Annotated in this window: 9 protein-coding genes; 8 read left to right on the forward strand and 1 reads right to left on the reverse strand. The window is 35.2% G+C overall.

The genetic code is table 11. The features are described from left to right. Positions 1-7: 7 nt before the first annotated feature. Positions 8-1,633, reverse strand: a complete 1,626-nt coding sequence (locus CG11_RS18965; RefSeq protein ID WP_052598413.1) for a leucine-rich repeat domain-containing protein — start codon at positions 1,631-1,633, stop codon at positions 8-10. Between the two features lie 648 nt (positions 1,634-2,281). Here CG11_RS18965 and tsaB point away from each other — a divergent pair. From tsaB to CG11_RS19005, 8 genes are all read left to right on the forward strand, one after another. Continuing rightward, entirely contained in the window at positions 2,282-2,980 is a 699-nt protein-coding gene (gene tsaB, locus CG11_RS18970) for a tRNA (adenosine(37)-N6)-threonylcarbamoyltransferase complex dimerization subunit type 1 TsaB (protein ID WP_052598414.1), read from the forward strand. 2 nt (positions 2,981-2,982) lie between these two features. After that, a complete protein-coding gene (locus CG11_RS18975; protein WP_231512816.1) occupies positions 2,983-4,083 on the forward strand; it encodes an LptF/LptG family permease in 1,101 nt (366 codons plus the stop codon). A gap of 184 nt (positions 4,084-4,267) precedes the next feature. Further along, positions 4,268-5,170, forward strand: coding sequence for an NAD(P)/FAD-dependent oxidoreductase (locus tag CG11_RS18980; RefSeq protein ID WP_052598416.1), 903 nt, complete (start codon positions 4,268-4,270; stop codon positions 5,168-5,170). A 229-nt stretch (positions 5,171-5,399) separates the two neighbouring features. Beyond that, positions 5,400-7,208 (forward strand): translational GTPase TypA, encoded by a 1,809-nt coding sequence (typA, locus tag CG11_RS18985; protein WP_052598417.1) that lies wholly within the window; start codon positions 5,400-5,402, stop codon positions 7,206-7,208. Between the two features lie 238 nt (positions 7,209-7,446). Continuing rightward, positions 7,447-7,842 carry a 30S ribosomal protein S6 gene (gene rpsF / locus CG11_RS18990; RefSeq protein WP_052598418.1) on the forward strand — a complete coding sequence of 132 codons (396 nt, stop codon included), beginning with the start codon at positions 7,447-7,449 and terminating at the stop codon, positions 7,840-7,842. Between the two features lie 99 nt (positions 7,843-7,941). Further along, complete coding sequence (gene rpsR, locus CG11_RS18995; RefSeq protein ID WP_368667162.1) at positions 7,942-8,211, forward strand: 30S ribosomal protein S18; 270 nt, start codon at positions 7,942-7,944, stop codon at positions 8,209-8,211. A 58-nt stretch (positions 8,212-8,269) separates the two neighbouring features. Then, positions 8,270-8,731, forward strand: a complete 462-nt coding sequence (rplI, locus tag CG11_RS19000; RefSeq protein WP_052598420.1) for a 50S ribosomal protein L9 — start codon at positions 8,270-8,272, stop codon at positions 8,729-8,731. A gap of 814 nt (positions 8,732-9,545) precedes the next feature. After that, entirely contained in the window at positions 9,546-12,665 is a 3,120-nt protein-coding gene (locus tag CG11_RS19005; RefSeq protein WP_052598421.1) for a tetratricopeptide repeat protein, read from the forward strand.

The raw sequence follows: 12,665 nt of genomic DNA on the forward strand, positions 1-12,665 counted from the left end.
TTTAATCCTATTGAGTAATAATTTTAGTAGTAGGCAATGCTTTTTTTAGTGGTACCAAAACTTGTTGATCAAATTCGGCATTGGTAAGAACAATTTTTTTTGCGCGTATCATAGGAATTTCGTTAGGAAAATTAACCAATTTAGAAGCAGTTAAATTTAACTCTTCTAATTGCAAGGGCGCAATATTGACCAATGTGGTTCCTATATCCAAAGTTGGAATTTTAGCCAAAGAAAGTACCTCTAATTGTGTCAAGTTTTTGATAGCGTCAGGAATATACTGAACAGCAGTTCCATTTAAACTAAGTGTTTTTAGCTGGGAAATATCTTTGATAGACTCTGGTAAAACGTCTAAACTATCATTATTTTCTAAATATAGATGCTCTAAGTTTTTTAGTGCCGACAGATCTTCGGGAAGATTTTTTAATGCCGTTTGGTTTAGCTTGAGTGTTTTTAGCGCAGGCAATTTTGCAAGGGTTGCCCAAAACTCATTTTGATACAATTGCTGCATACCTGATAAATCCAAAAACTCTACCTTTGTTAGAGTGGAGAGGTTCGTTGTTTTTACGTCTTCAATATTGGCACTTAAATCTAGGTAGCGCAAGGTTCTTAAATTACCAACATTAAAACCTAGTTTTGTCAACTCACTTCCACCAACATCGAGCACTTCTAAATATTTTAATTTGCGCAAATTTTCAGGAAGGCTAGCCAATGGATTATTGTGTACTTCTAGAACCTGCAATTCCGCAATTGCATTAATCCCGCTAGGCAGTGCTGTCAACTGGTTGTTATTCATCTTCCAAACTTGCAGCCCTTCTAATAATGAAAAGGCTTCGGAGACCTTGGTAATCGCATTGTTTTCTGCATTTAGCGTTTTCATACGAATGAGTTGAGTCATTCGGTCAGGTAGTTCTGTGATTTTGTTATTGGAGACATTCAACGTAGAGATGTAACGACAATCCATGACTTCTTTGGGAATTTCAGTCAATTCATTATTAGAAATATCAATACTACGAAGGGTCTTGATTAGAGCAATATTTTCAAAAGATTCTCTAAATTCTAACGAAGGGTTTTGGGATAGACCGATGTATTGAAGTGCTAGCATTTTGGAAATATTCTTGGGGAGGTGAACTAGTGCGTTGTTCCCCAATTCCAAGTATTTAAGAGCTTTGAGTGATTTGATATTATTAGGCAAACTAGATATATCATTATTTTTTAATTCTAATTTTGCAAGTTTAGGGTTTTTGATAAACAATCCAAAAGCTGTGTTAATACTATTAGACTTAATGGCATTGTTGAGATAGACCTCTTCAATAGACTTTAAATCTTTGAATGTTTTAGGCAAAGATTCTAATGGATTATTATCCAAAACAAGCACTTTTAGTTTTTTTAAAGAGCCCAATTCATCAGGCAAACTCTCTAATTGATTGTTAGCTAGATTTAACTTTTCAATATTAATACATTGAGTGAGTTGAGGGGGTAATTCCGTTAATTTCTGATTGCTAAGATCAAGATGAATGACATTCTCAAATTCTAGGGTACCACTCGTATCAGAGATAAAGGTATAGATTGTATCTTTTTGAGCATGAGACACAATACTGGTGAGTAGTAGTCCAATAAATGTAAATAGTCGCATTTAATAATTGATTTTTGTGTTAAAATTAATGGTTTTAATGCAAGTTGGAAGACAAAGTTAATGAATAACCGACAGGGTACCTTTTGTTTGTGGATTTTCCTTCAAAAAGTCTCAGTTTAACTTTTATTCCAGGTTTACAATTTAGTTTTTGGGGAGCAAACAACAACAATTGTAAACAATGCTACTTGGGGCTTGTAAATCAAAAAACTAACCAAATTTAGTAATTAGAGAAAGGAGTCTGAAAAATTGATAAGTAAAAGACATCTTTTAAAGTCCTGGTTGTTAAGTTACATTATTTTTGACAGACTCTTTTTAGTGAAATTTAATGATTTTACAATTTGATGTTAGTTGTTTGTGCCGAATTATAACAGTAACACAAATAAAGACCTAAAGAAGTTCACCTAAAAGCCTTTAAGCAAATTGAATATTTACTTTATAAGAAATGGGGATAGAACTTCCTACAAAATTATTTTATCAAATTCATAACAAGACTTAACGTTCTTTTTTGACAATAGCATTTTAAAAGTTCTTTGAATAAGCTATCTTTGGGAGAAGAACATAGAAAATAACCAATATTAAAAGAAAAGCGCAAAAAGTAACGCAGCAGTAAGGGGATTTTAGGAGTAAATCATTTTCAATATAACAATAGTGGCAACAAAAATATTAACAATAGAAACTGCAACTCGAAGTTGTTCTGTTTGTTTGACAAAAGACGGACAGCCATGGATTATTCGAGAGACGAATAGTCAAGCTGGACATGCAGAAAAGTTGACTTTATTTATAGAAGAAGTTATGCAAACGGCAAATGTAACATTGAAAGATTTGGATGCAATTGCTGTGAGTCAAGGTCCTGGTTCTTATACTGGGTTGAGAATTGGAATTTCTACTGCCAAAGGTTTATGTTATGCTTTAGATAAGCCGATGCTTGCTATTGATACTTTACAAGCGTTGGCTTTTGGTGCCATTCAGCAATATAATAATCCCAAAGCAGCTTATGTGGCTTTGATGGATGCTCGAAGAATGGATGCTTATGTTGGCGTGTATGATGTGAATTGCAAGTGTATAAAAACGCCTTATTTTGCTACTTTAGAACCCAATAGTTTTGATGAATTATTAGAATACTCAGAGATAGACGAAGTTGTTTTGGTAGGGGATGCAGTGGCAAAATATCAAGAAAACTGTCAAACCAATCCTTTGAAAATTAGCACCGTTCAATTGCCTTCTTCCAAATATCTAGCGCAGTTGGCTTATGAGGCTTACCAACAACAAAAAACAGTAGACGTTGCTTATTTCGAGCCATTCTACCTCAAAAAACCGAATATTACCAAACCAAAGCCCAAGTTTTAATCTTGAAAATATTAGATCGATACATACTAAAACGATACTTGGGAAGCTTTTTCTTTATTGTATTACTTTCCTCCATGCTTTCTGTAGTGGTTGATGCTGCAGAAAAAATCAATGATTTTTTAGAAGAAGGTGGTCCTACTTTTTATCAAGTTGTTTTTGAATATTATTTGAATTTTATTCCATTCTTAAACAGTTTGATTTTTCCTTTGTACAACCTTATCGCTGTTGTTTTTTTTACGTCTCGATTAGCAGCTAACTCAGAGTTTATTGCCATGGTAGGCAATGGCGTAAACCACTATCGCTTGTTGGTTCCTTATCTAATGGGAGCCTCTATTATTGCAGGTTTGCATTATTATGGAAATCATAATCTAATTCCACGATCTAATACGACCCGAACAGCTTTTGAGAATACATATATCTACAAGCATAATTATGTTGGTAATACGGGCAATTTTCATGCTGCCGCAAGCCCTTATGAAGAGTTTTATTTGCAAGGATTTAATCGATATGATAGCACTGGAAGCCAATTTGCATGGATCAAGCACGATAGCTCTCGATTGCGTCGAACATCTGTTTTGACAGCGACTAAAATTCGTTTGTTAAAAGCCCCTAACCGTTGGCGCTTATCTGGAATACGAAAGCGAGAAAAAGTGTCAGCTTATAGAGACAATGTGGTTAAATTGCCTCCCCAAGAGTTTATGGATACGACGATTGGTTTTTATATCACAGATTTAATCAAACGAGATAATCATAAAGATAATATGACAACCAATGAATTGATAGAGTATATCAACAAACAGAAAGCAAAGGGGGTTGGGGGGACACTAGTTTTTGAGGTAGAACGTTATCGAAGAAGTGCCGATCCTTTTTCTATTTTTATTTTAACATTAATTGGTTTTTCGATTGCCTCACGAAAAATGCGTGGGGGGATGGCTTGGCATTTGGTAATTGGATTTGGGCTATCAGCAATTTATATCTTTATGACAAAATTCTCAACAACTTTCTCTATCAATGGAGGATTGTCCCCTTTATTGGGAGTTTGGGTGCCCAATATTTTCTTTTTGGGAGTAGCTTTTTGGATGTTGTTCCGTGCTCAGAAGTAAATGAGGATAGTTTGGGATTGCAGTTTGGACCGTCTAAGCTGCTATTTTTTTATGCATTTTGTTAATGCAACAGCGTTGCATTAGTGTTTTTTTTCTTATCTTTAACAAAAGAGCTGTGTAGGAGTGAAATGAGCTACTATACAACATCAATTGAAATACAATTTATTATAAAAAGATGCGTACTATGAATCAGCAAATTTATGACGTTATAATAATAGGTGGAAGCTATGCAGGATTGGCAGCTGCAATGGCTTTGGGGCGTTCTTTGAGAAAGGTATTGGTGATAGATGCAGGCAAACCCTGTAATCGGCAGACTCCACATTCTCATAATTTTATTACTCAAGACGGGAAAGCACCTTTGGAAATTTTAAAGGAAGCAAGAGTTCAGGTAGAACAGTATAAGACAGTCCATTTTCATGCTGGGCTTGCTATTAACAGCCAAAAGACAACAACAGGTTTTGAAGTTGGTACAGAAAAAGGAGTTGTTTTTAAAGCTAAGAAATTAATTTTGGCAACAGGAATAAAGGACATATTACCTGATATCAACGGATTTAAAGCGTGTTGGGGGATTTCTGTATTGCATTGTCCTTATTGTCATGGTTACGAAGTCCGCCACCGACCAACGGGAATTATTGCCAATGGTGCAGCGGCTATGCATTATGCTCAATTGATTTCCAATTGGACAAATGATTTGACGCTCTTTACCAACGGTGCTTCTTTGTTAACAGAAGAAGAGACTAAGAAATTGGGAGCACATAATATTACAATAGTAGAAACAGCGATTAAAACATTGTACCACGAAAAGGGGCAAATACAGTCTATTGAGTTAGAAAATGGTCGTTTGTTGCCTTTAGAAGCAGCATATGCTATGGTCAACTTTGTTCAAACTTCAAATTTAGTGGAGCAATTAGGATGTAAGTTGACAGAAGGGGGGCTTATAGAGGTGGACGAATCGCAAGAAACGACGGTTAAAGATGTTTTTGCTTGTGGTGATAATTCTTCAAAACGGGCACTTGCCTTTGCCGTTGCTAGTGGAACCTTGGCTGGCGTAATGGTTAATTTTCAATTAATTGAAGCTACTTTTTGATAAAATAGTTTAAGGAGTAGTTTATTAGAAGATTGTCTAGATGTTATTTTTTGATAAAAAAAATGGTTTTTAAACAAGTGTACAGGCTTTTTTTATTAAATATAGTTTAAAGAATATCAATGAAATACTAAAAAGTTGGTCAATAACAAATAAAAGTTGTACTTTTGCAGCGCTTTTAAGCAGCTAAAGAAAACAGCTGTATTTTTAATTAGAATAATGAATATAAAAAATGGCCAATCAACCATTGCGTAATATCGCTATCATAGCGCACGTAGACCATGGAAAAACTACTTTGGTAGACAAAATTTTGCACCAATGTCAATTATTTAGAGAAAATGAAGAGGCTGGTGAATTAATTTTGGATAACAATGACCAAGAACGTGAGCGAGGTATCACGATTTTAGCCAAAAATGTATCGGTACAATATAAAGGTACTAAAATCAATATCATTGATACACCGGGTCACGCCGATTTTGGTGGTGAAGTAGAACGTGTATTAAACATGGCAGATGGTGTGTTATTGTTGGTTGATGCTTTTGAAGGAGCAATGCCTCAAACACGTTATGTACTATCCAAAGCTTTGGCATTGGGAAAAACAGTAATCGTTGTTGTTAACAAAGTTGATAAAGACAATTGCCGTCCTGATGAAGTGCAAGAGGAAGTATTTGAGTTGATGTTTAACTTGGACGCAACAGAGGAACAGCTAGAGTTTAAAACGGTATATGGTTCAGCAAAAATGGGCTGGATGGGACCTGATTGGAAAAACCCTACGGATGATGTTACGCACTTGTTGGATGTTGTATTGGAAGAAGTTCCTGCTCCTGAAGTGGTAGAGGGAACGGTTCAATTGCAAATTACGAACATTGACTACTCTAAATATATTGGACGTATGGCAATGGGACGTATTACTCGTGGACACCTAAAGGTGAATCAGCCTATTTCTTTGGTTCGCAGAGATGGTTCTATTGACAAGACACGTGTTAAGACATTGTATGTTTTTGATGGATTGGGCAAAAAGGAAACCAACCAGGTTGAATGTGGTGATTTGTGTACTGTAGCTGGAATGGATCAATTTGACATTGGAGATACCATTGCAGATGCTGAAAACCCAGAAGGCTTAGAGCCAATGTCTATTGACGAGCCAACTATGAGTATGTTGTTTACAATCAACGATTCTCCATTCTTTGGAAAAGAAGGTAAATATGTTACTTCTCGTCATATTAGAGAGCGTTTGTTCAAAGAAACGGAGAAGAATTTGGCTTTGAAAATTGAAGAAACAGAATCTCCAGATGCTTATATGGTTTATGGACGTGGTGTAATGCACTTGTCTGTATTGATAGAAACTATGCGTCGTGAAGGGTACGAACTACAAGTTGGTAAGCCGCGTGTTATTATCAAAGAAATAGATGGTAAAAAACACGAACCTGTAGAGTTGCTATCTATTGATGTGCCTGAGACTTATTCTGGAAAAGTAATTGAATTGGTTTCTCAACGAAAAGGAGACATGACAATTATGGAACCTAAAGGTGATTTGATGCACTTGGAATTTAACATTCCTTCTCGTGGTATCATTGGTTTGAGAACGAATATTTTGAATGGAACAGCAGGTGAAGCTGTTATGACACACCGTTTCTTGCAGTATGAGCCTTGGAAAGGTGAGATTGAGGGGCGTAGCAAGGGGGCATTTATTGCCATGGAAAATGGTACGTCTATCCCTTATTCTATGGATAAATTGCAAGATCGTGGTAAATTCTTTATTCCTACAGGAGTAGATATTTATGAAGGTCAAGTGATTGGTGAGCATAGCCGTGATAATGATTTGGTTATCAATGTTACCAAAACTAAGAAATTGACCAATATGCGTTCTTCTGGAGCAGACGATAAAGTAAAATTACCACCTCCAGTAGTTTTCTCTTTGGAGCAAGCAATGGAATACATCGGTGAAGATGAGTATGTAGAGGTAACTCCGTTGAATATTCGTATGCGTAAAATTCTTTTGAAAGAACACGATCGCAAGCGTAGTGCTAAAAAAGATTAGTCTAAGCAATTTTAGATCAAATAATAACTGCAAAGTCACTTCTAATGCTTAGAAGTGGCTTTTTTTGATAAAAAAGGAAAATAAAAGCAGTATATATTTTAATATCCAAAATTTAATTCTATTTTTGCACCCGCTTAGGTTTTATCCATTAAAAGGTTGTGACAGTTTTTGAGCATAACTTTTGGAAGAATTTAAGTTTTATTAATTGTAAACCATACATATAAATTATTAAATCGTAATGAGACAATACGAAACAACGTTCATCATCAATCCCGCACTGTCAGGTGATGAAATCAAGCAGACAGCTCAAATGTATGTCGACTTCCTAAAAGGGGAAGGTGCAGAGATTATACATCTTGAAGAAATGGGTGTTCTACAATTAGCTTATCCTATCAAAAAACGTTCTTCTGGAGCTTATTTTTGGTTAGAGTATAAAGCGCCAAATGGAGCTATTATCGACAAAATGGAATTGGCTTTCCGTCGTGATGACAATGTATTACGTTATTTGACTATCAAAGTAGACAAGCATAGAGCACAGTACAATGTGGACAAACGTGCTGGTAAGTTTGAGAAAACAAATGAAGGTGTTGAAGCAGCTGAATCTGCTGATACTAAAGCGTCTGTAGATGCTTAATCTTGTCTTTTAAGACTGAGATGATGCAAATGCAAAGTCATTTAAAAATTATTAAAAAATAGTTCTCCAAATCTGATTTGGAAATCATAAAAGCTATAAATTATGGCAACTAGAGAAGATATCAAGTTTTTGAGCAATCCTAAGATCGGTCAAAAACGTAAAAAATACTGTCGTTTCCGTCGTTACGGAATTAAGTCAATCGATTATAGAGATGTTGACTTTTTGATGAACTTTATCAATGAGCAAGGAAAAATTCTTCCTCGTCGTATCACTGGTAACTCATTGAAATACCAAAGAAAAGTGGCTACTGCTGTTAAACGTGCTCGTCACTTAAGTTTACTACCTTATGTAGTAGATAACTTGAAATAAATAACAGCTTAAACGCTAGTTTATTCTTTTTTGAATCTTGATAATCTGACTATAAATCATGGAAATTATATTATTAAAAGATGTAGAGCACATCGGTTTGGCCAAAGCATTGGTTACTGTAAAAGCTGGTTATGCTCGCAATTATTTGATCCCTCAAGGATTGGCAATCGTTGCTAACAAAGCAAACAAAAATAGCTTGAAACAAGAGATTCTTCAACAAGAAGAAAGAGCTCAAAAAATCTTAGACGAGGCTAAAGAATTGGCTACTACATTGGCTAGCCAAACGCTTAAAATTGCTGCCAAAGCAGGTACAAGCGGCAAAATCTTTGGTTCTGTTTCTAACGTTCAGTTGGTGAATGCTCTTAAAGATACATTTGGAGTTGAAATCGACAAGAAAAAAATCAAGCTTCCTGAAGAAGTTAAGATGCTAGGAACTTACACGGCTGTAGTAGCACTTCACAAAGAAGTATCTGCTTCTGTTAAGTTTGAGGTATACGACGATAAAGATGAAGTAGCTTAGTAGTTGCTGAGTTCAGTCATTAAAAATTATACAATCCTACTCATATTTTTTGAGTAGGATTTTTTTGTTAGAAATTGTTTTGATATTTCTTTAACAATTTGATGAATAAGAAAAATTCACGCTCTACGTTAAAGTGTTAAGTGATAGGGCTTATTGAAAACGGAACACCTCTTGATCCTTTGATCGTTATTGTTGTCCTAAAATTGTAGCCAGAACAAAAAATCAATAAAAATAACAACTTTCACTATGCTGACTTGTTTTTATTGTCATGCAATTGATATTTAGGAAGGCTTTATATAAGTAATTTAAAGAATAGTTTTTTTTGACAATTTTTTGTACAATTGCTTCTTCAATACTTGATCTTGATAGGATGGTATGACAATATCAGATCTTTGGATAGGCGCTTCGATACTAAGCCAGTAGAACGTTCTCCAACTTCATGATATATTATTATATTTGCCTAGCTTGGTAATTATATTTTAGACTATTAATCAGTAGTTTTTTAACACAATACTAGCTACGCTGCTATAAACAATAACCTTAACAAGCTACGCTGTTAAAACTATATTAAGAACACCAAACGGAGTCATTGGTGCGTATGTAGGTAACCAAGAAGAGAGGGAAGGAAGCACAGTAGGTAGGCAAAAAATTATCAACTAAAAAATCAGCTTACTTTTGTGTGGATACAAAATAAAAAAGTGTAGGTTTAGTAAGCAAACAATTATATTGAGTTGTGCTGTGTCAAGATCTAATTTTGTCGACTATTAGAAGTTACATACTCCATTTAATCTAAGAAACAAATAAATCCATTGGAATGAGTATTAAAAAATCTTTTATTGCCCTTATTTTTTTGAGTATAAGTAATCTGCTTATTGCTCAAGAATCCGCTATTTATAGAGATTATCAGGAAACTTATAAACGTGGGATGCACTTTTATAACCAACGTCTCTATGGACAAGCTTTGGAAGAATTTGATAAAGTTGTTCAAGCAGAACAGCTCTTTCAAGACACGGATGTACCAATGTATATCCTTCAGTCAGAATTGCATTCAGGTTTGTCTGCTTTGTATCTTGGTCAACCTGATGCAGAGAAACGCTTGTTGTATTTTATGGAAAAAAATGAGCCTAGTGCCGTAGCGACTAGAGCACGTTTGGCTTTGGGGAATTATTATTATGATCAAAGAGATTATAATATGGCTATTAAATACCTAAGTGAGGTTTCTTCACTCGAATTGACCAATGAAGAAATCATTGAAAAAAAATTCAAATTAGGGTATGCTTATTTTGTAAAGAAAAAATTTGATAAGGCAAATGCTTTGTTTACACAAATCAAAGAAGCAAAGACACAATATTATTATCCTTCTAATTATTATTACGGTATCACTGAATTCTTTGACAAGGATTATGATAAAGCTTTGGAAGCGTTTAATCGAGCTAACCAATCGAGCCGTTATGAGAATATTGTTCCTTCTTATATCATTCAAATATATTTTGCCAAAAAGGAGTATAAAGAAGTTATCAAGTTTGGAAAGCCTTTAGTCAATAAAAAAGAGCTTCGGGAACGGGAACAAGTTGCTCAATTGGTTGGTCAATCGTACTTTGAACTTGGGCAGTATCGAAAAGCTTTGCCTCTATTGGAGCAATACGTAGAAAAAACACCTAAAGTAACTAAGGAAGCCTTGTATCAATTGGGATATACGCAATACAAAACAGGAAAGTATAAGGAGGCGATTAAGAACTTTGAACAGTTGAACAGCGAAAAAAATCCTTTGGGACAAAATGCGTTGTACAATATGGCAGATTGCTTATTAAAAACCAATGATAAATCTGCTGCCCGCCAAGCATTTCAAAAAGCTAGTAAGATGAACTTTAATCCTGCTTTGCAGGAAGATGCTTTGATTAATTATGCCAAACTATCGTATGAACTAGGATTCGATAGTGAAGCTATATCTGCATTGCAAGATATTCCTATTGCATCGGATTATGGCAATGAAGCACAAAACTTAATGGCAGAAGTGTTTTTGAATACTAGAGATTATGACAAAGCTCTAGAGACGTTGCGCAAAATGGACAAAAACAAGAAAACGGCCAAAATCAAAGAAACACATCAGAAAGTGGCTTACTTTCGAGGAGTACAGTTGTACAATGATGGAAAGTATAATCAAGCTATCAAATTGTTTGATGAATCCTTGGCTCAAGGAATCAATATGGAAACTAAGGCACTGGCTTATTTTTGGAAAGCAGAAGCGTTTTTCAAACAGGAAAAATTTGATGCTAGTATTGATGAGTATGGTAAGTTTTTGTTGATAGAAAAAACCTTAAAACGGTTGCCCGATAATTCATCTTTAGGAGTTGCTTATTATGGAATGGGTTATGCTTATATCAAGAAAGATGATTATGCCAATGCTTCTAAGTATTTTAATAATTCGGTGAATGTGATCGAGAAAAAGTTAAGAAGTTATAATGATAAGTATGTCACCAACTTTGTTTATCCAGACGCCTTATTGCGTGCTGGTGATTGTTTGTTGTACTTGAGAAACTATTCAGGAGCTCAAGGGCATTACAATACCATCATCCGAAACAATTACCCCAATAAAGATTATGCAATGTATCAGTTAAGTTTGATTCATAATCTAGAAAACAATACGACTAGTCAGTTGGCTTTGTTGGATAAAATTATCCGTGATTACCCTAGCTCTCGTTATGCAGATGATGCTTACTATGACAAAGGGAATACCTTATTTAATATGAACCGCAAGGATTTGGCAATTGCAGCTTACGAGCAGTTGTTGCAAGATTATCCTAATAGTGATATGAAAAACAAAGCTCTGTTAAAACTAGGTTTAATTGCTTATTCTGTAGGACGAAATGAAGAGGCTTTGAATTATTACAAAGGAGTCTTTAGAACAGATCCGCAAAGTGAGGAAGCTAAGGATGCCTTGGCGGCGATCAAAGAAATTTATATAGAGGATGGCAATCCAGATGGGTACTTTAATTTTGTGAATACGGTTCAAGGGTACAATGTAGGAGAGTTTGAGCGAGATTCTTTAATGTTTATTGCGGCACAAATTAAATTTAACAATGCGGATTGGGAAGGAGCTGTAGCTAGTTACACTAGTTATTTAGATCGCTTTCCAAATGGATTGAATAGTATCCAAGCACATTTTAATAGGGGAGAAGCTTTATTTGATTTGAAACGCTACAACGAAGCGATTCAAGATTATGCTTATATTTCGGATCAAGGAAGCTCAATTTTTGCAGAAACTGCCAACCATCGAGCAGCAAATATTGCTTATTACAGCACACAAAATTTCCGTGAAGCTCAGAAATACTATGGGCGTTTGGAACAAACAGCAACAACAGAAGAATTGCTTTTCGAGGCACAACAGTTTGGGATGCGTAGTGCTTTTTATGCTTCAGATTTTCAAAATTTGCCTTTGATTGCAGAGCGTTTAATAAAGAATTCTCGTGCGACGACACAAGATCATGCCGAAGCGTATTACTTTATTGGAAAGGCGTATCTTGCACAGAAGGATTACGATCAAGCACTGGCGGCTTTTAGCAAGAATATACAATTGTCAGGAGACGATGTGCACTCGGCAGAAGCGCGTTACTGGAGAGCTTATATTACCTACAAAAAACGCGATTTGGATAAAGCAATGGATTTATGTTTTAAAAATAATAAAGAGATACCAGGACATCCTTATTGGTTGGTTAAGAGCTTTATTCTTTTGGCAGATATTTATGCAGAACAAGACAACCTATTTCAAGCAAAGGCAACCTTGCAATCTATCGTTGATAACTACGATGGCGATCAAGAATTGTTGAATGAAGCAAAACGTAAGTTGCAACGTGTAATTGATGCTGAGAAAAGTAAGAGCAAAATCAAACCATCTAATTTGAATGGTGATTTGGAAATGCTTGAGGAAAATTAA

The organism is Aureispira sp. CCB-QB1, assembly GCF_000724545.1.
Taxonomy (GTDB): Bacteria; Bacteroidota; Bacteroidia; order Chitinophagales; family Saprospiraceae; genus Aureispira.